Here is a 24,037-nt window from a genome sequence, read left to right on the forward strand (position 1 = left end):
AGTAATCTTTCTTGCTTTATTATATTACATCGTTATGAACATAGTTTCAAGTGCAAGTTTTACACTTTTTCACTTTGTTAATTTCGATGTCTTAAAGCTGTGCATCACTTGTTTTCAGCGACTTTTATATCTTATCAAGATGGATTACTTTCGTCAATACCTTTTATCAATTTTTTTATCTTTATTTAGTTTTTAATGTAAACTATAGTAATTCCTTTGATGATATTATTTTATCTTAGTACTTATTCAATCTGTTTCTTCTGTACTTTTATAAAGAATATACAGTTAAGTGAGATAATCATTTATTAATATGATATAATGCTTTTCAGTATTATATAGGAGATGATGGTTTGAAATTATTCAATAAAAAACCGACAAGCAAGATTAATCGCATCCGTTCATGGGCACTCGGCTTAATCTTCCTGGCAATGATCGTTATGTATATCGGTTCTGCAATCTTTTACTTTTACCATAGTCAACTGATCTTTTCTCTGTTCTTATTATTAGGAACGATTCTTTTCTTAATTAGTTTCGTTGTTTATTTCTGGATTGGAATGCTTTCAACAAAGACCATTCAGGTGCGTTGTCCAAACTGTGAGCACTATACTAAAATGTTAGGTCGTGCTGATATTTGTGCAAACTGCAACCAGCCACTTACGTTAGATCCTACATTAGAAGGAAAAGAATTTAACGAAGATTATAACAACGCAAGAAAGAGTAAAGTATTAGAAGAAAAAGAAAAACAAGAAACTAATAACGATAGTAACTTGTAGAATATTTAATAACAAAAAAGGAAATCGCTATTTGCGATTTCCTTTTTTGTTCATACATTCTGGACATACACCATAAATCTCCATACGATGATGTGTCACTGCAAAGCTTGTAATATGTTGAGCGATATTCTCTACTTCATCAAGTCTAGGATAGTGGAAATCAGTAATCTTACCACATTCACTACATATAACGTGATAGTGGTTATCTGTTTCAAAATCAAAACGACTTGCTGCATCTCCATATGTGAGTTCTTTAACTAAACCGCTGTCTTTAAAAACTTTTAAATTGTTATAGACAGTTGCTACACTCATGTTCGAAAACTGTGGAGATAACGCTTTATATATTTCATCGGCAGTAGGATGACTATTAGATTCGATTAAAAATCTAAGTACTGCCTGTCTTTGCGGTGTTATTCTCACGCCAGTTTTTCGTAAACTTTGAATCGCATCGTCAAGCATATGTTCCATATTCATTTCAGCTGACATCATAACACCCCTTTCCTACTTTATATTAATTCTATTTTACATTCTTTTTTTCAAAAATGTCAAATAGACAATTTCGGGATGTAATGATAGTCCTATGTATCTCGCTTATTTATTGCAGTTATCGATGATCTCAATACCCCTTTGAAACATCGACTTTATTCACAAAATCCGCTTCGTTTTCTATACCAACAGACAAATTCTTCTTAAAGATTTCTGTTGCTCGTCGGTTGTAATGAACACTGTTCCCAGTAATATGCGGTGTCATAATAACATTGTCTAATGCATAAAGTGGATTTGTCGGTTCAAGTGGTTCATTATAGTAAACGTCTAAACATGCTTTTCTAATAATTTTATCCTGCAAAGCTTTAATAAGTACTTCTTCTTTTGTAATTGTTCCTCTTCCGACATTTATAAATAAAGCATCCTCGCCCATCTTCTGAAAATCTTCTATCGTTAGTAAATCTATCGTTTTGTCTGTCTCTGGTAATACATTGACAATTATATCTGACTGAACGAACGCTTTTGCTCTGTCATCGATTGCGTATACTTCATCAAATCCCGAGATTTTTCTACCATCTGTATTAAGACCAATCACTTTCATACCGAAAGTTTTTGCGATATGTGCTGCATATTGCGGGATTTCACCTGTTCCGATAAAGGTAATCGTTTGTTCAAATAACTCTTTATGACGAATCTTTGTTTTATATCCTTTTTCTTGCTGTAGTTCATAGTAAGGAATTACATTTTTATAATCCGTCATAATATAGCTGAATATATACTCAGAAATCTGGATTTTATGCACTCCACGCGCGTTAGTTAATGTGATTCCTTTGTCATTGATAAGGGATAGTGGCAATTTATTAACACCTGCTGCATACCATGCAATCCATTTTAAGTTTTTCGCTTTATTGATAATTGTTTCATTCAGCTTAGAATCATAAGTAATGATGACTTCCATCGTTTGAATATCTTCATCTGTTAAAAGATCAAATCCTTCACGCTGGATAAATTGATGTTCTGGATATTGTTCTCTTAATTCGTCTATCAATTCTTTTAGATCAATCGTAGAAATCACTTTCATAGCTTTCTCTCCTTATCGTAAAACTGACTGAATATCATCCATTTGTTGTTTCACCTTAACACCATCAAAATATGCAATAACTTTGTTATCTTCATCCAGAATAATCGTAGTTCTTACAATACCCATTGCTTCTTTGCCAAATGATTTTTTCAAACGATAAATACCAAGTGCTTCTGAATACTGATAGTTATCATCAACAAGTAAATCAAATTTCAAATTGTGCTTCTTAATAAAATTCGTATGTTTCGTTTTACTGTCCCCACTCACTCCGTAAATTTTTGCACCCAGTTCATTCAAATCTTCAAGATGATCATTAAAATCACAAGCTTGTGTTGTACATGTCGGTGTATTATCTCTAGGATAAAAATATAATACCGTCTTTTGGCCAAGTAACGACTCATTTGTTACAACTTCTCCATTTTGATTTTCCATTGCAAATGCAGGTAAATTATCTCCAATTTTCAACATATTAATCCTCCTAATCAAATTTTTATTAACTCTATGATAGACTAGTAGACGAAAATACTAAACAAAAAGAGGTTGATAAAATGAATTTTACAAATTCTGAAAAAATACAGCAACGTGCAAATGAAGCAATCTTAGGTGGCGTAAACTCACCATCGCGTTCTTATAAAGCAGTTGGCGGCGGTGCGCCAGTAGTAATGGCACGTGGTGAAGGTGCATACTTCTACGATGTTGATGGTAATAAATATATTGATTATTTAGCAGCATATGGACCTATCATTACAGGACATGCACATCCCCATATTACTGAAGCGATTAAGCGTGCAGCTGAAAATGGTGTATTATATGGTACGCCGACTGAACACGAAGTTGTGTTTGCTGAAATGCTGAAAGAAGCGATCCCTTCTTTAGAAAAGGTCCGTTTCGTAAACTCTGGAACCGAAGCAGTAATGACAACAATCCGAGTAGCACGCGCATTCACGAAACGCGATAAAATTATTAAATTCGCCGGTTGTTATCACGGCCACTCTGATTTAGTACTTGTTGCTGCAGGTAGTGGTCCGTCACAACTCGGTACGCCTGACTCAGCTGGTGTACCAAAGAGTGTAGCACAAGAAGTGATCACTGTTCCTTTTAATGATATTGAACAATTTAAAGAAGCCTTCCACCATTTCGGTGATCAGATTGCCGGAGTATTAGTTGAACCGATTGTCGGTAACTTTGGAATCGTTGAACCGAAAGAAGGATTTTTACAAGCAGTAAATGATATCGCCCATGAACATGGTGCTTTAGTAATCTATGATGAAGTAATTACCGCTTTCCGCTTCATGTATGGTGGTGCTCAGGATCTTTTAGGGGTAAAACCCGATTTAACTGCTTTCGGTAAAGTCATCGGTGGAGGATTACCAATTGGTGCATACGGTGGTCGTCAAGACATAATGGAACATGTGGCACCACTCGGACCAACATATCAGGCAGGTACGATGGCAGGAAATCCATTAAGTATGCAGGCAGGTATTGCGTTACTTGAAGTCATTAAACAAGATGGTGTCTATGAAGAGCTAGACCGTCTTGGTAAAATATTAGAGGACGGTATGTTAGCACTTATCAAAAAATATAATATTCGTGCAACAATCAACCGTTTAATGGGTGCAATGACCATCTACTTTACCGATGAAAAAGTTGTCAACTATGAACAGGCAGAAAACACTGACGGTGAAGCATTTGCGAAGTTCTTTAAATTGATGCTGAACCAAGGGATTAACTTAGCACCTTCGAAGTATGAAGCATGGTTTATTACAACTGAACATACAGAACAAGATATTCAGGAGACATTAAAAGCAGTAGAAAATGCATTTATGTCAATGACGGTTGAAAAATAATTAAAATTCATGTATAAGTGTACTATCAATCAAATAATGAGGTAGAGCTAACAAATGAAATTAGGCGCACGTATTTTTAAAACCGGCATCGCTATCATCATTTCTTTATTCATCGCACATGCAATTAATGCACCTGGTGCAATCGTAGCTGGTATCTCAGCATTATTTGCTATGCAGCCAAACGTCTATCGATCTTTTAAGACAATCATCGAACAGTTTCAGGGGAATTTAATCGGCGCAGTATTAGCAGTTATTATGGCACATTTATTCGGATTTCATATCGTTATTATCGGTATCACATCGATAATTTTAATATCAGTATTACAAAAATTAAACTTATCTCATGTAACGAGTCTTGCCGTCGTAACACAGCTCATCATAATGGATCACCAGGATGGCGATTTCTTTTTATCAGCTATCTACCGATTCACTTTTGTTATGATCGGCGTAGTAAGTGCCTTTGTCGTGAATACATTGTTCCTGCCACCTAAGTTTGAAACGAAGATGTATTATAACTGTTTGAATATCAGTAGCGATATCTTTAAATGGATTCGACTTGAAATTAACGGTTCGACAGAATTTCATGCAGTAAAACGTGACATCGATGATATTCGAAGCAGAATCGAAAAAGTGGAAGAGCAATATAACTTATATAAAGAAGAACGTGCGTATTCAAAAAAAGGAAGTATTCGTAACATCAGGAAAAAAATTATTTTTAAAGAAATCATTTTAGCGACACGACGTGCACATGATGTTTTGCGAAAATTACATCGCTATGAAAATGATATTATACATTTGCCCGAAGAGTTAAAAGTTCAGATTAAATTTGAGCTTGATGAATTAATGACGATACACGAGGAAATTTTAATGCGCGTAACTCAAAAAGTTCCAGCGACTAAAATTGATGATAACTACATGATTAACGAAGCGTTTAAAGAAAATATTCTTGATGCATTTCTAAAAGAAATTGAACAACAGCAATCACCTGAATATAGTAAAGAACATGTTTTAATTGTTATCGGTACTATTTTTGATTATCGAGACCGATTAGAACATCTCGACCGCATCACACATAGTTTCTATAAATACCATAAAGAAGATAAAAAGATCACGATAGCAAACGAAAATATCGATTATTAAAAAGCAGTCTTTCGACTGCTTTTTTAATTTATGCTTTCCAGCCATTTTTCTCTTCAGGTTTAACCCTGTCTTTTGAAACGTAAGGATTGCCCTTTACAGTAAATCGATATAAATATTCTACTGCTTCTTCTTTATTATCGATACCGATGCGTTTGCTTTCTATTATTTGCGCTGGCACCTTACCTTCAGATAACTGAATAGGTCCTTCATTTAACCGTGTCCCATTATGTAAATCGCGCTTAACACCTAAACTTTGTGTTAATTTTCCTGGACCATCAGTTATATTTACTGCTCTGCCCCGACGCTCAATCATCGTATCTATCCCTTCATCAGGTTCAATCGCTCTTATCAATACTCCTTCTGGTCTTGTAGCATCACGTGTTATAAAATTCATGCAGTGATGTCCATGCATCGTGTAGACATATACACCACCGTATTCTCGATACATCATTTCATTTTTTTTCGTACGACGTAATTGATAAGCATGTGCAGCTTTATCATCTTCTCCTAAATAGGCTTCTACTTCAGTTATATAGCCGCTTGTAAGCTTGCCGTCTATTTTTGTAGTAATTTTTTTACCGAGTAAATTTTTTGCAGCTAAAAGCGTGTCATCCTTAAGAAATGTTAAATCCATTAATATCACCTCATTCTTCATTTACCCTTACAATATCTTGATATGCAAATTTAATTTAGACTCAATTAAGAAATCATTCTAATAAATAAAGAAAAAGCGATAAACCCATATTGAGTTTATCACTTTATAATTAAACTGCTTCTTTTAAAGCTTTATACATTCTATTTACGTACTGCTCACCAGTGATAATCTCACCATTTTCAGTACGATATAACAAGTGTTTCGCTGTAATTTGTGTCGGACTTTCAACGCCGCATGCAGCAGCAAGATTAAATAAACCTTCATGCATACTGATAACATAATTGGTAACACGATACTGCTTTTCTTCTACAACTAAACCTTTCTCTTTATCCGGATCAGTTGTTGCTACTCCAACAGGACAATCATTCGTATGACATTGTTGTGCCATAATACATCCGACACTCATCATCATCGCACGTGCAACTTGAACTAAGTCTGCGCCAAGACCAAGCGCAATCGCAACTTTATCTGGAGTAATCAACTTACCTGAAGCAATAATCTTAATATTATCACGCAGACCATTCTCCACAAGTACTGCATTTAATATCGGTAATGCAGAGAATAATGGTAATCCTACTGTATCTTCTAATTCCTGATAAGTGGCACCTGTACCGCCTTCACCACCATCTAAAGTAATAAAATCAGGATAGATACCCGTTTCCTTCATATCTGCAACAAGACTATAAAGCATATCTAAATTACCGACAACCATCTTAAATCCAACCGGCTTACCACTTAAATCCTGCAGTCTTTTTACGAAACGTAATAAATCAATATTATTCTCCATAAATGTAAATCGATTCGGTGAGTTAATTGTCGTATAAGGTTTAACGTTTCGGATCATCGCTATTTCTTCAGTTACTTTATCTGCTTCAACGTGACCCCCACGTGTCTTTGCTCCTTGCGCAAGTTTAATCTCAAATGCTTTTACATACGCATTATGTGCTTTTTTCATAAACTGTTCTTCACTGAAATTCCCATCCTCATCACGAACTCCAAACAAGCCAGGTCCGATTTGAAAGATAATATCTGTATGACCGCTTAAATGATGATCACTTAAACCACCTTCACCCGTATTCATCCAAGTACGTGCAAGACCTAAACCTTTTGACAGTGCAGAAATGGCGTTTTTACCAAGTGCGCCATAACTCATTCCAGATTGACCGATTAAACGCTTTACATGAAATGGATATTTACAGTTTTGGCCAAGTACAACAGCATGTTCATCAGAAAGCAGATATGGATCTACAACTTCACTTTCACGATGCTCTTTTCTTGAGAATAACCCTTCTGAATCCAGTTTATAAACTTTCGTATCTATCTTTTCTGCCTGATCAATAGCAAGTTCGTTTGGTTGTTTCGGGAAAATTGAATTCTGAATATAGAATCCTGGTGCATTAAAGTCACGTCTTGAGCCGAATCCGCCGATACGTGATTTATATTTCCCTGCTTTTACAACATCTAAATAATCTTTTCTTGAAAAAGGTGTCGATTCATTATCTGACTGAATTAAATATTGTCTCATTTCTGGTCCAATCTTCTCAAAGAAATAACGGACACGCCCTAACACTGGATAATTTCTTAAAATACTATGCTGACTTTGCTTCTTATCCACAAATATAAGTGAAAATACCCCAATCGCAACAATCAGTATCAGTATCAAAAGAATTGTATCCACAATCAATTGAATGGTTTGTAACAAATCCACAAAAAATACCCCCTATGTATAATATATATATCATACAATAGAGGGCTCAAACACTCCACACTATTCTGCTTCTAAATGCTGAATTGAATATAAATTATAATAGTGTGAGCGGTTGTTCATTAATTCCTGGTGCGTTCCAATTTCAACTATCTCACCGTTCTGAATCACAACAATTTTATCTGCATGTGTAATCGTAGATAGTCTGTGTGCGACAATCACGGTTGTTCTATCTTTCGATAATGTTTCCAGCGCTTCCTGAATAACCGCTTCACTTTCAAGATCAAGTGCACTTGTCGCTTCATCCAGAATTAATATCGGTGGATTCTTCAGGAATACACGAGAAATAGCTACACGTTGTTTTTGGCCACCAGATAATTTAACACCACGTTCACCAACTTCAGTGTCGTAACCATCTGGTAAGCTCATAATAAAGTCATGCGCATTCGCAAGTTTTGCTGCATAGATCATTTCTTCCTCTGTCGCATTTGGTTTACCGAGTAATATATTTTCTCTTATTGATTCAGAGAACAGTATATTATCCTGCATGACCATACCAATTTGTGTTCTTAAACTTTCAATTGAATAATCCTTTAAAGGTACGTGATCAATTTCAATTTCACCGCTAGTCACATCATAGAATCTTGGTATTAAACTGATCATCGTCGACTTTCCGCCACCACTCATACCAACAAATGCAACGGTTTCACCGCTATTGATGTCTAGATTGACATGATGTAACACTTCTTCATCATCTTCATTATATTTAAATCCTACATTTTTAAATGTAATGTCACCATGCTGAACCTTGATATCACGTGCATGCGGTTCATCTTTGACATCATATGGCTCATCAAAGAGCTGGAACATACGGTCCATCGAAGCTAAACTTTGTGTCAGCGTTGTTGACGAAGATACTAATCGACGTAGCGGTCCGTATAAACGGTCGAGATAGGCGATAAAAGCTGCTAAACTTCCGACCGTTAAATTACCTTCGATCACTAGAAATGCACCAAACCCTACGACAAGTAGCGGTCCGATATCCGTAATTGTATTAATGACTGCAAAACTTTTCGCATTCCATTTCGTATGGTCAGTTGCTTTCTTCAGGAAATTTTTATTGCGTTTATTAAAGCGTTCATTCTCTTCCTCTTCAATTGCAAATGTCTTTATCACAGTCATCCCTTGTACTCGTTCATGTAAGAAACCTTGTACTTCCGCTAGAGACTGACTTCGTGCACGCGTTAATTTGCGGAGATTACCAAAGAAGTAATAGATACTAAACATATAGAATGGGAAGACGATCAATGAAATTAATGTTAATTTCACGTCCATCGTAAACATGATTGCAAGTGCGATGATGATTGTTACTAAATCCAGCCAGACGTTCATCAATCCAGTAACGATAAAGTCTTTCGTTGACTCTACATCGTTAATAACACGTGAAATAACTTCTCCAACTTTATTGTTAGCATAAAATCTGACACTAAGTGCCTGTAAATGTTTATAAAGTTTCTTTCTAATATCATATAATATTTTGTTACTTGTCCACTGTGCTAAATATTGTCTATAATACTCTACCGGCGGACGAATGACCACGAAGATAAATCCGAAGATTAATATCGCATTCATCAATGCTGACTTTTTCTCTTCAATTGTCATGGCACCATTACTGATGACATCATCGATCACATATTTAATCAGTAATGGGATCAGTAACGGAATACCAAACTTCAGAATTCCGATGGCAATGGTTAAAATAATCAACATCCAGTATGGTTTAACAAACTGCATATACCGTTTTATCATATAAAAACTCCCTTAACAAAATTAAATCAACCTAATAAGTAGGTTGATTTAATCTTTCATTCTTTTCTGGAAATGAAAACGCTCTTGCCAGACCTTTATGAAATCCGGCGCAAATGGTCCCTTTTTCCTCTCAATCCATTGCTGCAAAATATCAACGTTTCGCCTCAGGATTTCATCAATCTCTTTTGGATAGTTCATCTGTTTCATATGCTGTTCATATTCATCTTCATCCAATAAGTGATACTTACCATTAGGATAAACTTTAATGTCTAAATCATAATCAATGTATTTAATGGCTTCTGTATCATAAATAAATGGTGATGATAAGTTGCAGTAATAATACACACCATCTTCTCTAAACATACAAATAACATTAAACCAATACTCTGAATGAAAATACACGATAGCTGGTTCTCTTGTAACCCATGTTCTACCGTCACTTTCAGTTACAAGCGTGCGATTATTACCCCCAATGATAACATGATTCGTCCCTTTTAAAATCGTTGTTTCAGACCAGACTCTGTGGATTTTCCCATTATGTTTATAACTTTGTATCTGCACATTCTGGCCTTCATTTGGTATGGATTCTTTGACCATATTCCACACCACCTATAATTTATAATATTTGCATTTTAAATTATAACATAATAAAGGCCTCAATAAACGAAATTAAACTTGATGATTGTTATCAATATAATAATTAAAGATTTTAGTCATCGATACCGGAAAATTATATAAATCTTTGTCTTCAACTGAAATGAGTTGATAGTTTTCAGGTATGATATCTTTCGTATGTGCAAGATATACTTCCAGCTGCCATTCCAAATGTGTAAATTGATGTTTCGTCTTAACGATCGGTGTGTCTTCAATAAACAATGACATATCCATTTTTTCTTCAATATCACTGACATGTGTATCCATTTCAAACATCGGAAACTGCCACATCGAAGCAAGTAATCCTGTTTCAGGTCGCTGTTCAATAATGATCTGTCCATCCTTTTGAATAATCAGAACTTTATATTGCTGAACTGTTTTCTTAACTTTTTTCAACTTAACTGGTAAATTCAATACATTTCCCTCTTCAAAGGCTTCGCAGTGACTTTGAACGGGACAAAGCATACATAATGGTGTCTTTGGTGTGCACACCGTTGCCCCTAGTTCCATCAACGCTTCATTGAAATCACCTGCTGTTTCCGGCATCACTTCCATTACTTTCGATTCAAAATGACGTCGTGCTTTTGAATTAGATATATCAAAGTGATCATTATCAAGTCTTGCAAATACACGATATACATTGCCATCCACTGCCGGTAATGGATGATTAAATGCAATACTCATTACAGCGCCCTGTGTATATGGACCAACACCTTTCAATGAGAGAAATGTAGATGGGTCATTTGGTACTTCACTATTGTAATTGTCTTTTACATCACGAATTGCCTGATGAAAATTTCTAATGCGTGAATAATAGCCCAAACCTTCCCAATATTTTGCAACCTCATCAATGGGTGTTTCAGCAAGTATATCAACACTCGGGAACCGCTCGATAAATCTTGTGTAATAGGCACGAACTGTGTTTACTTGTGTTTGCTGCAGCATGACTTCAGATAACCATATTTTATATGGGTCTTTCGTCTCACGCCACGGCATCTGTCTTTTATTATGTTCAAACCATTTTAATAAATCTTTACTAAACGTTGCTTTATGTTTCATAACAACCAACTTTCTAAATTTATTGTTAATTCGATTAATTTCGTTCATGCTTCTATGAAATTTCGCTTATAATAGTATATGAAAGGGATGATTCATATGGATACAGCTACTCATGTCGTTATGGGCGTTGCACTTGCAGGATTATCAACGATTGATCCGGCAGTTACAACAATGTACCCTGCTATCGTAACAACAGTAATGGTCGGAAGTCAGATTCCTGACATTGATACAGTGTTAAAATTTAAAAATAATGCCGTCTATATCAATAACCATAGAGGTATTACACATTCAATTCCATTTACATTGATGTGGCCAATCCTCATTACAATATTAGTGAGTTTTATCTTTAAAGAAAATCAATATTTCCATATATGGTTATGGGCACAAATTGCCGTCTTTCTGCACGTATTTGTCGATATTTTTAATTCTTATGGGACGCAGGCACTAAGACCGCTAACGAAGAAATGGATTCAAATTGGCATTATCAATACGTTTGATCCCATCATTTTCTTACTGCATATTGGTGCAATCACTTTGTGGTACTTTGGTGGTAATCCCGTTTATATCTTTACAAGCTTAATTATTATACTAGTAATCTACTATATCATTAGACGTATACTTCAACAATCGATTAAACGTGCAGCCATCAAATTAATACCGAAAGATGAAAGCATTATCAAAACTTTCGTAGCACCTACGATACGTTTCTTTGAATGGCGTGTCGCCATCCAGACAAACACACATGATTATATTGGTCGTAGCTATAAGCGTTCGGTTAACTTTAATGATCGCTTTAAACGCATACCTTTTCCTGAAGCAAAATATATGCAGTATGCAAAGAATGACCCTAATTTTAAAGCATTTATTAATTTCAGTTCAATTTACCGCTGGACAGTCACAAAAACAGATACTGGCTATGAACTGCGTTTTATTGATTTACGTTATTTAAAGAAAGGACACTATTCTTTTGTAGCCATATTAGGATTAGATAGTAACTACAAGGTAACTCATAGTTATACCGGATGGGTGTTCTCTGAAGATAAATTACAAAAAAAATTATTACGTGGCCGCGTAAAAATAATAGAGTAAAAGATGCAGGACTGCATCTTTTACTCTATTTTTACTTTTTATTTTTTATTTTGCCGAATTTAATATTTTTTACGTTCAGTTTATTGTCTTTATGCTTAAAGTTATCTTCATTATCAGACATCACAGATTTATTGACATTGATTTCATCCTTTAGAATTTTGTAAAGATAGCTAAACCACATGTAGATTAATATTAGTTCGAAAAGGAAGATCATCTGGCTCGGTAAATTAAGAAAAGGTGTTGTTCCTAATACAACAGACTCCTCAATACCATTCACTACAAAATAAAATGGATTAAGCTTTAATATGTTTACAACAAGTTCAGGTAAATCTGATGGAATCCATAAAATAGGCACACTAATAAAAATAACTGCTAAAATGCCTATGATAATCCAGCGCATATTACGAATTAAATGTGACGTTAAAGCAAGTAACGTACATATTGGCATCAATAATAAAAATGTTAACAATGAAAAGTACAATATACACAGAAAGCTTGTATCCATCTCTACTTTGTTTGTCGCTGAAATAAGCAACAGCATCAATAAAGATAATATAAACAACAAGAAAAAGTTAATAATCTGAACCGTCGTTAATACATACGTCGGTGTATTTGTAATATTTAGCATAAATCCTCTTGTCTGTAGCATCTTCATCGAAAAATATACAGAACATGCGATCCAGAAGAATACTAAATAACCAGAAAGCGACCACACTTTAGATAATTTTTCGATTGGCAGACTCTCGGTAATATTAAGCAACAAGAAAGTCGCAGCGATTAATAGTAAATTAATCAATAACCAGATAGAATAAAGCTTTTGATTATAGTAAATCTCAATTAATGCATTTTTAATTGTATGTGGAATATATTTGATTGTGTTTAATAATTCATTCATGATTCACACCTACATCTGAATATATAGCCATTCATTCTTCGAAAAGTCTGCAATGCCATATCCTTCTCCAATTTTTACGATCCATTCATCTGTTTGAATGCCAAATTTCTTTTTTAAACCTGCTGCATTTTCTATCGGAAAACTAATACCATTCATATGATTCGTATCGTTAAAGTGCAGATTAATTTTATTCTTTGTTAATTTAACTTTAAATCTATCTTTTGTTTCTGGATACAACTCTTTATTGATTGTTGCATGACTTTTGCCTAAGTACCCATTAAAGAATTCTCTAAAGTTAACATAATTGCCATACATATAATCTTCAAGCTCACTATACGTATGCTCATCATACAATGCAGCTGGATTGATATAAGTAATATCTTTTTTATTAACATCCATTGCGCTGCCTGCAAAATCTACTCTATAAACTTTTTCGTTCAAGCCGGAGATTGTTAGTACTGTATTGCCTGGTAACTTAATATCTTTAGATTTATTTGTAAGCTTCGTTTCCTTATTTGTTACACCGAATGCATACTTATCAATATATTCTTTCTTCGGTTTTTCGACGATACTATTTTCTTCAGTAGCAGTAATTTTACTTGGTACACCGATATTATTCAGTAATAATACGAACATGAGGGCAATACCAAACAATATTAGCGCACTCGTTGTAAGCAGCTTTTGTAGACTTTCATCTACAATAACCCCACCATAACGTTTGATACGACTTAATTTATCTCCTTCATCATGATCAAGAGATCTGCCCATCTTATAATTCAAGTCAAATAGTTCTCTTTCACTCTCATTACGACAACTATTATATTCTTTAATATATGTATGATATAGTGGAATAATTTCAGCTGGCGTACCAGACTTCCTCACCTGTCCATGACTCATCCAGGTAATATAATTTGCTTTAGAATTAATAAAGTCAATATCTGACTCAATTAATACGATTGATTTGCCTTCCTTAACAAGTAAATCAATCACCATGCCAAATTTTTCTTTAAAAACATCATCAAGATGTTGATATAAATCATCAAAGATAATAACTTCTGGCTTTAAAAAATATGCTAATGCTATCATTAACTTAGAGCGGTCAGATGTTGTTAAATCATTCGTTGATTTTTTCTCCTGATCTTTTAAACCACTAAAATCAAGAACATGTTTACGTTTTTCATTAAATGAATTTAATGGAAGATTATATGATAAGAAGATAGATTCAATCAGTTGCTTAACGGATGATTCTCCATCAAGAATATGGTTATGACTCGCTAAAAAAGTCGGATGATCGTTTTTTACACGTCCTTCATTTGGTTCAACAACTTTTGATATTAATTTACCGATGACAGATTTCCCAGAGTTGGGTATTCCGATTAAACCTAAAATTTCTCCTTTGTATAGATGGATCGTAACATCTTTTACTTCAACATGATGATTTTTAGATTCCGGCATAATAATATCTCTAAACTTTGAGAATCCGCTGACATGTCGGAAGTATTTTGTTACATTTACCAGTCTTACTAAAATATTATTTGACATTTTTATTCTCCTTAAGCATCAAGCTGTAACAGTGCCAAAGGTATCCCTTCTTCATCTAATTGGGAACCTAATCTGAATCCCCACGCAAATACGCCTTTAATACGCTCAACTTTAAAGTATTCTTTTTGATTTCCGATCAGTTGATATACTTTACCGATTTCAACCTTTTTTGTATCAACCATGTAGCTCTCTGCAATTAAAGCTTTACGCATCCAGACTTCATATTCATTTACAATCCCCATCGTTTCAGCTTTTCTTGCTTTTTCACGATAAGTACCGACAATCTCACGTAATTCATGTTCATTCATTTCGATTAATTTTTTCTCATTCACTCGAGTCCACTATCCTTTAAACGTTCTATTATTATATCGTATTCAAAACCTTTTCTCATCATGCTTTGAATGACTTTTTGCTTCAGTTCAAAACCTTCATGTTTACGCGCTAAACGATTAACTTCTTTTTCAAGATTTTTTTGTAGTGCATCTTCATTTGTATCTATTTTAACATTTTTTAATGCATCATTTGCAATATCCAAATTATAACCTTTTTGAATCAGAGTTTGCATTATTTTTTGCTGAATCATACGTGCGGATTGCTTTTTTTCGTACTTTCTTGTTATTTTAGCGGTAATTTTATCTATTCTTTCTTTGGTAACTTCAGTTTCGAATTGATATGAATACTTATCGATTAAATTTTGCTCTATACCAAGTTCCTTTAATTTCTGAGCAAAGATAACCGGACCTTTATCAGTCGTATTTATCATTGTATTCATAAAGCTAATACAATAATCTTCGTGATTAATATAACCATTTACTTTACAATACTCGATTGCTTTGTCAGTTGCCTGTGGATTTACTTCTAACTTCGTCAAGTAATCTCGTACTTCTTTTTCTGTACGCTTCTTATAGGATAAATACTGAATTGCTTTATTGATCGCTACACGATATCCATCATATTCACCGATTTTAATCAACATTTCGTCTGTAAGTATTAAATCTTTCTTCAGATTAAAATGAACATAAGTAGCAGCATCAATACCTGCGAAAAATTCACCGTTGATATATAAGTTAAAGCGTTCTTTATTATTTTTCTGTACTTCTATTTTGGTGATTTTTTTCTCCATCATAAAACCTCCATAAAAATAACGCTAAATGAATATTTAGCGTTAATCTTATACATATTATAACCCACTTACAGCTTCATTATATTGCGTTTGATCAATAAATTTCTGATCCAGCATCTTTTGTAGTGTTTCTTTTGTACGTGTCTTTAAAGCAGTGTCTGATTGATAAGCTTCTGGATGGTATACAGATGGTGCGTTAATACTGCTTGCTAGTAATGCACTTTGGAGTACTGTTATTTGAGGGTAATATTGATTTTCTTTATGTGTACTGGCATTAAAATCTGCGTTTGCAGCAGTTTCAATATTATAATGATTATTTCCAAAATAAATGGAATTCAAATAATAACTCATAATCTGATCTTTCGTGAAATTATTCTCAATACGCTTTGCGACAACAACTTCCTTAATCTTTCGTGAAATAGACTTTTCATTATTAAAGAAGTAAGTCTTCGCAAGTTGCTGGGTGATTGAACTCCCACCTTGTGACGCTTCTCCGTTCTTAATAGACACTAGTATTGCACGTCCAGTTCCAAACCAATCCACTCCATCATGTGTATTGAAGCGTTTATCTTCAACAGCGATGAAAGCATTTTTCACATAGGGCTGCATATCTTGTGTGGCAACATAAGTTTCCTGTTGCTCAATTGTACGAAGTTCACCGATATCGACTTGAAAGCCTTTATATACATTAAAACCGACATATAACATAATTAATAGTAATGGAATTAGTAAAATAGAAAAACAACCACAACCGCATCCACGTTTTTTTCTTTTCAACTGTATGCACCTCTTTTCTTAAATTCATCTTACCACCACGATTAAATGTTTGGAATTAAAAGAAGCAGGATGTGTATAAAATCAGTCTTGGGATGTATGAGGTGATGTTGATGTTGATGTTTATGCTAGCGATATTTTCCGTTTGTCGCTAGCATCTCTTTGTTTTCGGTTCTTTTTCGTTACTTGCTAGCGATATTTTACGTTTGTCGCTAGCATCTTTATGATTTCGATTCTTTTCCGGTACTTGCTAGCGATATTTTACGTTTGTCGCTAGCATCTTTATGATTTCGATTCTTTTTCGTTACTTGCTAGCGATATTTTACGTTTGTCGCTAGCATCTCTTTGTTTTCGGTTCTTTTTCGTTACTTGCTAGCGATATTTTACGTTTATCGCTAGCACAAAAAAACCAGCCAACAAATGCCAGCTGGTAAAAAATCTATTCTATTTTAATAATGCTAATGATTCACGGTTAAAGTCTTCTAAGTCATCAGGTGTACGTGATGTTACGATATTGCTATCTACAACAACTGATTCGTCTACTACTGTTGCACCAGCATTTTCTAAATCTTTACGTACAGATAAATAACTTGTTAACTTTTTACCTTTTAATAAATCTGTATCGATTAATAACTGTGGTCCGTGACAGATGGCGAATACAGGTTTTTCATTTGAAACGAATGCTTTTGTAAATTCACCGAATCGTCCTTGCTCATCCCCACGTAACATATCTGGTGAGAATCCACCCGGGATTAATAACGCATCGAAGTCTTCAGGTTTAACATCACCGATTGCTTTATCTATCGTTACTTCTGTATTGTCCTTTTTACCTTTTACTGTGCTACCCGCTTCTTTACCGATAACAGTAATTTCATGTCCTTCTTTTTTAAAGGCCTCAACCGGGCTCGTAAATTCTACATCTTCAAATAAATTGTCTAATACTACTGCGATTTTCTTAGTCATAATATAAATTCCTCCTAAAATCGTTATAGTATTATTTACCCGTCTTAAAAATGATGAAACATCCATAGCAAATTACTATGGATGTAACTGTTATTTCCCTAATTTTCTTTTTCGTACAAGTCTCACAACTGCTTCTACTTGCGCTGTTTGTGGGAACATATCCACCGGCTGAATGTACTCAACCTGGAACGCTTTCGTTAAATGTGCTAAATCTTTCGCAAGTGTTGATGGATTACAACTTGTATAGACGAACGTCTTCGGTTTAATTTCATTGATTAGTTGAATCGTTTCTTCAGATAAGCCAGTTCTTGGAGGATCTACTGTAATAACGTCCGGATAGAATCCGTCTTTAATCCATTCATCAAGTTTATCTGATGCATCACCAATTTCAAATTTACAGTTATCTTTATTGTTTGCTGTAGCGTTATAGATAGCATTAACAATTCCATCTTCATTTGTATCCATACCACGCACTTCTTTCGCATTATCCGCTAACCAAATACCAATCGTACCTGTTCCACAGAATGCATCAACGACATTTTCTTTGCCTGTCAATCCTGCCGCACGTTCTACTTCTTTGTAAAGTACAACGGTTTGTTTCGGATTTAACTGGAAGAAGCTTTCTGCTGATAAGTCATACACGTGATCTTGTAACGTTTCACGAATCGTCTCATCACCAGCAATAACGATTGTCTCATTTCCCATTACAATCGATGTCTTCTCTTTATTGATGTTTAATGCAACACCTTTAACACCTGGTAAGCGCATCACACGTTCGGCTAACAAGTCTTGTTTCTTTAAATCACGTGTATTGGTTACGAAGACTACTTGTAAGTTTCCTGTAGCGAGTGCCACACGAGTAATAATATGTCTTACGCCCACTTCACGAGATGGATTTTTACAAACTTCAATGTTTAATTCACTCATAATCTTCTTGATTTCATTAGTCGTCTTCATTGTACGATCATCTTGTACGATACATTCATGTAAATCAATCAAAGTATTAGAATGCTCTTTATATAGACCTGCACGAATTTTTCGTCCTGATTTCTCCACAGGAAATTGATTTTTATTTCGATAACCAAATGGATTAGCCATGCCTAAAGTATCTTTAATGGAATCAAGCTTAACGTGAGGTGCGTATTTAGTAATAGCATCTTCAACGATCTGTTTTTTATATTTCAATTGTCCGTTATATGAAAGATGCTGTAATTGACATCCACCACAAAGATCAAATACATTACAAGGTGGTTTCACGCGTTCTCTTGATTTTTCACGTATTTTAACCATCTTCGCTTCTAAATATTTATGATTAATATCTGTAACTTGTGCCACGATTACTTCGCCAGGTAATGCCCCTTTAACAAATGTAATCTTCCTTTTAAAATATCCTATTCCCTCGCCGTTTATACCGAGTCTTTTAATTGTTAAAGGAAACTGCTGACCGATCTTTACTTGTATATCTGCCATAACTTATCTCCTTATTGTTGAATAGATTTTACTTTCTGTTCTAACTGATCAAGTAACGCTAACCATTCATCGATATCATGAATATCTGTTGTCTCAGGGTCTACTGAATCAATCGTCTCCATAAAATCATTTAATTTTACTTTAATTTCTTCTAAAGAATCTTTAGTCATAATGTGCTCCTTTTTTATTCTATGAATGTATTCATTATGTAACAGATTCCTTAAACTTTCAATGTATTTATTATTGACAAACATTCTCACACGTTCATAATAGAAAAAGACGATTACTGGAAAGAAGGCTAAAAATGATACATTTGAAAGACAAAATTTCAATTCACAATGATCCTTGGGAAGCATATAACGACGTTGAAAAATATGGTGAAACGAAACTTTCAAACATTGAATTTACAACGACCACTTTATGCAATATGCGTTGTGCACATTGCGCTGTCGGTTATACATTGCAATTAAAAGATCCGGATACAATTGATATGAAGACCATTTTCAAAAGGCTGGATGAAGTTGAACATCTCTCTACTTTAAGTGTTACAGGCGGAGAGCCGATGTTCTCAAAGAAATCAATTAAAGAAACAGTTATTCCAATATTAAAATATGCTCAGAACCGTGGTATCTATACACAAATGAATTCAAATCTAACGATTAATTACGATCGTTATGAACCAATTATTGACTTGGTTGATGTCATGCATATTTCTCATAACTGGGGTACAATCGATGAATTCGCAGAAGTTGGTTTCCACGTAATGGATAAGAAACCCCCACTTGCTGCACGTTATAAGCTCTATGAACAGATGATTGAGAATTCACGCAAATTATCTGAAGCAGGTATGTTCGTCTCAGCTGAGACGATGCTCAACAAAAGCACGCTACCTTATCTTGAAAAGATTCATAATGAAATCGTAAATGATATGAAATGTGCACGTCATGAAGTGCATCCTATGTACCCATCTGACTTTGCAAGTGACTTAAATGTTCTGACAACAGAAGAAACGAAAGCTGCAATCAGAAAGCTTCTTTCATTTAGAGATCAGGAAACCTGGATGTTATTCGGGACGTTACCTATCCTCCCATGTTCATTCGATAAAGATGATTTGTTATTCCTGGATGAAGTGAATAAAGCTAAAAATGTTACAGTTCGTAACGATCCGGATGGTCGTTCAAGATTAAATGTCAACGTATTTACAGGTGACGTTATTGTAACCGACTTTGGCGATGAGACGGGCACAATTGAAAATATTATTGCGACCCCACTACAAGATATCTATGATAAATGGAAGATTAGTGAACTCAATCAATCGCTTAATTGCCATTGTCCAAAAGTGAAATGTTTAGGACCAAATCTACTTGTTAAAAATATGTATTACCCCAATGTCGATTTTAAAGCAAATGAAATCAGAATGAATCAATAGTGACACCAAAAAGACCTCTTGCAGGTCTTTTTTATTAATAATTAGTTTTTTTGAAATATTCTTATTATTTGATGTTAAATTTCATGTATAATGATATATAAAGTATATTTTAGGGGTGTTATTCATATGACAATCGGGGAAAAGATAAGAGAAATTCGAAAGAAGCAGAATAAAACTTTAAAATACATATCGGATGAAACTGGCGTTTCTATCGCTTTTCTTTCACAGTTAGAAACGAATAAATGTAGCGCAACGATGGCATCACTTAGAAAGATTGCAGATGCTTTAGAGATTCATCCAAGCTATTTCTTCCATACAACAACTGTTGAAAAGACAGAAGTTGATGCTTCAGAACTTACGAAGTCATTTACATATCAAAACTTATCAAACGGCGTACCTGGCGCATTTACACCGATTCGCGTTGTATTACAGCCTGGTGCGAGTCAGGATGATTCAAGTCAACATGCTGGTGTTGAATTTATTTACTGTATCAAAGGAACTTTGACACTTACTGTTGGTACGAAACGTTTAGAATTACAGCCTGGCGCATCTTATATGTTTGATGCACACGAACCTCATTACTGGTACAACTTTACTGATGAAGCTGTTGAATTTCTTGTAGTGAATGAGATACATAAACAATAAAACGAATCCGGAAATCAATCCGGATTCGTTTTTTTATACTTCAATATTTTTCTCGAAGAAATTTAATAGTTCTTTACTTTTATCTCTTCTGCTTTTACGAAATTCTGCACGTTCTCTTCCTGTTTCATTCAGCCAAATTTGATCTTCAGTCTCTGCAATGACTTCAGGTACAACGACCGGTTTATTATCTTCATCCAGTGCTACAAAAGTCAGGAAACTAATTGCAGCTAACTGTTTTGTCTGGTGAATTACATTTTCTGAAATGACTTGCACACATACTTCTAGAGAAGATGTACCAGTATAAGTTACGACCGCTTCGAGTGTCACTACTTCACCAGGACGTATCGGCTTTAAAAAGTCAACTGAATCTGTACTTGCCGTTACAACTGAGCGTGCACAATGTCGTGTTGCCGCAATGCTTGCCACATCATCAATTAAAGCCATGAGTTTTCCGCCGAATAATGTATTATGATGGTTCGTATCAGTCGGAAAGATTTGTTTCGTCTTAACTGTCTTTGATGCATTCATCGTCTTTTTTAATCGTTCTGTCATCGTCATACCTCTATTCTATTACTTTATGTAATGATTAAAGTTTAATTTAGTATATGCATGATTTGATTCTGTTATGCGCTAGCAGTATTTTTTCTTTGTCACTAGCACAAAAAATAAAAAGAGATAGAAATCTATCTCTTTAAAAGTTATTAATGTAAATCGTCTGCAAAAACTTTCTTTTCTAAAGCTTCTTCAGGTGTATCAATAATATCTGATTCTCTAGAATCAAATGCATTGATTAACGTCATCATAATAAATCCACCGAAAGTAAAGATCACAAATAAGAATGCGATAACTACTAACCACATCATAGGTACTGACATGACCATCCTCCTCTTATATCAATAATAATATAATCATATCACTTTATTTTAAAAATTAAAACGCCCAATTTCCATTTACAAAGATTGCTTCTTCTTGTCCGTCTGCTGTAATACCTGAAATATTCATTTCCGCAGAGCCAATCATAAAGTCTTCATGTGTAATTGAATTGTTTAAACCGTGTGCTGCTAGCTCTTCATCGTTCATTTCCTTACCGCCTTCGATACAGAAAGGATAAGCAGAACCTAATGCTAAGTGACAAGATGCATTTTCATCAAATAAAGTATTATAGTAAAGGATCTTTGAATTTGAAATTGGTGAATCATGTGGAACTAATGCGACCTCACCTAATCTTTTTGCATTTTCATCTGAGTTTAATAATCCTTCTAAAATGTCTTTACCAACTTTCGCATCATATTCAACTACAACACCATCTTTAAATGTTAAAGTAAATTCATCGATAATATTTCCACCATAACTTAACGGTAATGTGCTGGATACTGTACCGTTGACTTCATCTTTATGAGGTACCGTAAATACTTCTTCAGTCGGCATATTTGCCATGAATGACGTACCATCTTTATTGATACTAGAAGCCCCACTCCAAATATGTCCTTTCGGAAGTCCAACTTTTAAGTCAGTTCCTGGTGCTGTATAATGCAATGCCACATAAGCTTTTTGGTTTAAGTAGTCTGCTTTAGCATGCAGATTATCATTATGTTCAACCCACGCCTGAACAGGATCTGCTTCATTCATACGTACAGATTCTAATATAGCATCTAATAATTTATCGAACGCTTCAGCTTCCTCTAATTCAGGGAATACTAATTTCGCCCATGCTGGTGATGGATATGCTGCAACTGTCCAAGAGAACTGGTCTGACTGCATCATCTTCATATATTCTTTAAATCCAGCGCCGTAAGCTTTCATATTAGCTGCTACTTTCGCAGGATCTGCATCTTTTAAATTTTCAGGACTTGAAGAGATTAATGCTAATTGAGCTGCGTAGTCTCTCGCGTAATCCATACGCTCATCGATTAAATATTGTGGTACTTTTTCAAATGCAGACTGATCACGATACTGGAAGTTTAATTGCGCCAGACGGTCATCAGCATAAGATACTTTAACGTCACTTGATCCTGCTTTATAAGCTTCTTCTACGATTAAATGAACAAAATCTTTTGCGTCAACTGTTGCACGAATAAATACACGTTGGTCCTTTTGAACGTTCATTCCGACTTTGACAAGTAATTCAGCGTATTTTTGTAATTTTTCTTCTTTGTTGTAACTCATGTGTTATCCCCTTTTCTGTATAAATATTATTTTCTTAGTTGTCCTAATGCATCTGTTAACGCACTCATCTCACTTGGAGAAAAGCTGTTTCTTTTTGTTACCATCTCATGTATCTCTCTTAATTCATCAATTTTGTTATCGTCAATAGATTCAGGCTTTATAACACCGACATTTACTAATTTTAACTTTTGAATGATTTCATTTACCATTTGTTCTTTATTCATCAATAGCACCTTCTCTTTCAAATTTCATACAAAATCTATTTTATCAAACTATTCAAAAAATGAATAATATAAAATTTTTGTATTTTTGATATTTCTTTGTTTATCAATCTCTGCAAATGGCTATATAATAATTAATAGGTGTGAAAACACCATTTCTTACAACTTAGGAGGAGAAAAATTATGAATAACAAATTAATCCCTGCAACAATTGCTGGTGCTATTATCGGTGCCGCAGTATCAATGATTGATAAAAAGACACGTAGTTCGGTTAAAAATCAAGTACAATCAACAAAACAAAACGGTATCACACCAGCTCCATCTACAAAAGCGAAAGCTAAAAATTTAAAAGATGAGTTATTATACTGGAAAGAAACAATCGATGAAATCCGTCGTAATAACCCAGAATTAGAACGTGCTATTTTAGATGCAAAAGATACATTCATTCAAAAGCGTAACCAAAAGAAAATTTCTGGACCAAACGGATAATTGCTTAAATCAATTTAATAAT

General features: G+C 34.5%; 27 protein-coding genes. 7 read left to right on the top strand and 20 right to left on the bottom strand.

The features are described 5' to 3' along the window. The first annotated feature begins 350 nt into the window (after nt 1-350). On the top strand, nt 351-773 hold the full coding sequence (locus BFS35_RS09510) for a YgzB family protein (RefSeq protein ID WP_099581132.1): 423 nt from the start codon (nt 351-353) through the stop codon (nt 771-773). Nucleotides 774-800: 27 nt separating this feature from the next. Here BFS35_RS09510 and perR read toward each other — a convergent pair whose 3' ends face one another. The 3 genes from perR to BFS35_RS09525 form a co-directional block, all read right to left on the bottom strand. After that, on the bottom strand, nt 801-1,259 hold the full coding sequence (gene perR / locus BFS35_RS09515; RefSeq protein WP_099581130.1) for a peroxide-responsive transcriptional repressor PerR: 459 nt from the start codon (nt 1,257-1,259) through the stop codon (nt 801-803). 130 nt (nt 1,260-1,389) lie between these two features. Further along, entirely contained in the window at nt 1,390-2,340 is a 951-nt protein-coding gene (locus BFS35_RS09520) for an NAD(P)-dependent oxidoreductase (protein ID WP_099581128.1), read from the bottom strand. Nucleotides 2,341-2,352: 12 nt separating this feature from the next. Further along, entirely contained in the window at nt 2,353-2,808 is a 456-nt protein-coding gene (locus BFS35_RS09525; RefSeq protein ID WP_099581126.1) for a peroxiredoxin, read from the bottom strand. A gap of 80 nt (nt 2,809-2,888) precedes the next feature. On the opposite strand from BFS35_RS09525, the gene BFS35_RS09530 reads away from it, so the two are divergent. Beyond that, on the top strand, nt 2,889-4,187 hold the full coding sequence (locus BFS35_RS09530; RefSeq protein ID WP_099581124.1) for a glutamate-1-semialdehyde 2,1-aminomutase: 1,299 nt from the start codon (nt 2,889-2,891) through the stop codon (nt 4,185-4,187). A gap of 54 nt (nt 4,188-4,241) precedes the next feature. Continuing rightward, the gene (locus BFS35_RS09535) at nt 4,242-5,327 is read left to right on the top strand and encodes an FUSC family protein (protein ID WP_099581122.1); all 1,086 of its coding nucleotides are present in this window, start codon (nt 4,242-4,244) and stop codon (nt 5,325-5,327) included. A gap of 28 nt (nt 5,328-5,355) precedes the next feature. Here BFS35_RS09535 and BFS35_RS09540 read toward each other — a convergent pair whose 3' ends face one another. The 5 genes from BFS35_RS09540 to mutY form a co-directional block, all read right to left on the bottom strand. After that, nucleotides 5,356-5,961, bottom strand: coding sequence for a DNA-3-methyladenine glycosylase (locus BFS35_RS09540; protein WP_099581120.1), 606 nt, complete (start codon nt 5,959-5,961; stop codon nt 5,356-5,358). Between the two features lie 130 nt (nt 5,962-6,091). After that, nucleotides 6,092-7,690: an FMN-binding glutamate synthase family protein gene (locus tag BFS35_RS09545; protein WP_099581118.1), complete on the bottom strand. Its 1,599-nt coding sequence runs from the start codon at nt 7,688-7,690 to the stop codon at nt 6,092-6,094. A 60-nt stretch (nt 7,691-7,750) separates the two neighbouring features. Then, nucleotides 7,751-9,496: an ABC transporter ATP-binding protein gene (locus BFS35_RS09550; RefSeq protein ID WP_099581116.1), complete on the bottom strand. Its 1,746-nt coding sequence runs from the start codon at nt 9,494-9,496 to the stop codon at nt 7,751-7,753. Nucleotides 9,497-9,544: 48 nt separating this feature from the next. Further along, nucleotides 9,545-10,093 carry a nucleoside tri-diphosphate phosphatase gene (ntdP, locus tag BFS35_RS09555; protein ID WP_096075953.1) on the bottom strand — a complete coding sequence of 183 codons (549 nt, stop codon included), beginning with the start codon at nt 10,091-10,093 and terminating at the stop codon, nt 9,545-9,547. A gap of 72 nt (nt 10,094-10,165) precedes the next feature. After that, nucleotides 10,166-11,209, bottom strand: a complete 1,044-nt coding sequence (gene mutY, locus BFS35_RS09560; protein WP_099581115.1) for an A/G-specific adenine glycosylase — start codon at nt 11,207-11,209, stop codon at nt 10,166-10,168. Between the two features lie 96 nt (nt 11,210-11,305). Between mutY and BFS35_RS09565 the strand changes: the two genes are divergently transcribed. Then, nucleotides 11,306-12,298 carry a metal-dependent hydrolase gene (locus BFS35_RS09565; RefSeq protein WP_099581113.1) on the top strand — a complete coding sequence of 331 codons (993 nt, stop codon included), beginning with the start codon at nt 11,306-11,308 and terminating at the stop codon, nt 12,296-12,298. A gap of 31 nt (nt 12,299-12,329) precedes the next feature. Here BFS35_RS09565 and BFS35_RS09570 read toward each other — a convergent pair whose 3' ends face one another. The 8 genes from BFS35_RS09570 to BFS35_RS13890 form a co-directional block, all read right to left on the bottom strand. Continuing rightward, nucleotides 12,330-13,193: a hypothetical protein gene (locus BFS35_RS09570; protein ID WP_099581112.1), complete on the bottom strand. Its 864-nt coding sequence runs from the start codon at nt 13,191-13,193 to the stop codon at nt 12,330-12,332. A gap of 9 nt (nt 13,194-13,202) precedes the next feature. Beyond that, nucleotides 13,203-14,735, bottom strand: coding sequence for an ATP-binding cassette domain-containing protein (locus BFS35_RS09575; protein ID WP_099581110.1), 1,533 nt, complete (start codon nt 14,733-14,735; stop codon nt 13,203-13,205). Between the two features lie 11 nt (nt 14,736-14,746). Next, nucleotides 14,747-15,067, bottom strand: a complete 321-nt coding sequence (locus BFS35_RS09580) for a YfhH family protein (RefSeq protein WP_165983397.1) — start codon at nt 15,065-15,067, stop codon at nt 14,747-14,749. Continuing rightward, a complete protein-coding gene (gene recX / locus BFS35_RS09585) occupies nt 15,064-15,858 on the bottom strand; it encodes a recombination regulator RecX (protein WP_099581108.1) in 795 nt (264 codons plus the stop codon). Before recX ends, BFS35_RS09580 begins: the two co-directional genes overlap by 4 nt. A 57-nt stretch (nt 15,859-15,915) precedes the next feature. Next, nucleotides 15,916-16,635 (bottom strand): glycosyltransferase, encoded by a 720-nt coding sequence (locus tag BFS35_RS09590; protein WP_099581106.1) that lies wholly within the window; start codon nt 16,633-16,635, stop codon nt 15,916-15,918. 441 nt (nt 16,636-17,076) lie between these two features. Beyond that, nucleotides 17,077-17,595 carry a type 1 glutamine amidotransferase domain-containing protein gene (locus tag BFS35_RS09595; protein ID WP_099581104.1) on the bottom strand — a complete coding sequence of 173 codons (519 nt, stop codon included), beginning with the start codon at nt 17,593-17,595 and terminating at the stop codon, nt 17,077-17,079. Between the two features lie 90 nt (nt 17,596-17,685). Then, the gene (gene rlmD / locus BFS35_RS09600; RefSeq protein WP_099581102.1) at nt 17,686-19,065 is read right to left on the bottom strand and encodes a 23S rRNA (uracil(1939)-C(5))-methyltransferase RlmD; all 1,380 of its coding nucleotides are present in this window, start codon (nt 19,063-19,065) and stop codon (nt 17,686-17,688) included. 11 nt (nt 19,066-19,076) lie between these two features. After that, nucleotides 19,077-19,235 carry an SE1561 family protein gene (locus BFS35_RS13890; RefSeq protein WP_096075943.1) on the bottom strand — a complete coding sequence of 53 codons (159 nt, stop codon included), beginning with the start codon at nt 19,233-19,235 and terminating at the stop codon, nt 19,077-19,079. A 134-nt stretch (nt 19,236-19,369) separates the two neighbouring features. Between BFS35_RS13890 and yfkAB the strand changes: the two genes are divergently transcribed. Then, a complete protein-coding gene (yfkAB, locus tag BFS35_RS09605; protein WP_099581100.1) occupies nt 19,370-20,494 on the top strand; it encodes a radical SAM/CxCxxxxC motif protein YfkAB in 1,125 nt (374 codons plus the stop codon). A 126-nt stretch (nt 20,495-20,620) separates the two neighbouring features. Further along, nucleotides 20,621-21,139, top strand: coding sequence for a helix-turn-helix domain-containing protein (locus BFS35_RS09610; protein WP_158554295.1), 519 nt, complete (start codon nt 20,621-20,623; stop codon nt 21,137-21,139). Nucleotides 21,140-21,172: 33 nt separating this feature from the next. Here BFS35_RS09610 and BFS35_RS09615 read toward each other — a convergent pair whose 3' ends face one another. The 4 genes from BFS35_RS09615 to BFS35_RS09625 form a co-directional block, all read right to left on the bottom strand. Beyond that, on the bottom strand, nt 21,173-21,691 hold the full coding sequence (locus BFS35_RS09615; RefSeq protein ID WP_099581096.1) for an acyl-CoA thioesterase: 519 nt from the start codon (nt 21,689-21,691) through the stop codon (nt 21,173-21,175). A 149-nt stretch (nt 21,692-21,840) separates the two neighbouring features. After that, the gene (locus tag BFS35_RS13895; protein WP_165983398.1) at nt 21,841-22,014 is read right to left on the bottom strand and encodes a hypothetical protein; all 174 of its coding nucleotides are present in this window, start codon (nt 22,012-22,014) and stop codon (nt 21,841-21,843) included. Between the two features lie 55 nt (nt 22,015-22,069). Further along, complete coding sequence (locus tag BFS35_RS09620) at nt 22,070-23,305, bottom strand: aminopeptidase (protein WP_099581094.1); 1,236 nt, start codon at nt 23,303-23,305, stop codon at nt 22,070-22,072. A gap of 26 nt (nt 23,306-23,331) precedes the next feature. Then, nucleotides 23,332-23,529, bottom strand: a complete 198-nt coding sequence (locus tag BFS35_RS09625) for a DUF1128 domain-containing protein (protein WP_099581092.1) — start codon at nt 23,527-23,529, stop codon at nt 23,332-23,334. 180 nt (nt 23,530-23,709) lie between these two features. On the opposite strand from BFS35_RS09625, the gene BFS35_RS09630 reads away from it, so the two are divergent. Beyond that, a complete protein-coding gene (locus tag BFS35_RS09630; RefSeq protein ID WP_096075937.1) occupies nt 23,710-24,015 on the top strand; it encodes a YtxH domain-containing protein in 306 nt (101 codons plus the stop codon). Nucleotides 24,016-24,037 lie beyond the last annotated feature (22 nt).

Origin of the sequence: Macrococcoides goetzii (assembly GCF_002742385.2) — a bacterium.
Classification (GTDB): Bacteria; Bacillota; Bacilli; order Staphylococcales; family Staphylococcaceae; genus Macrococcoides; species Macrococcoides goetzii.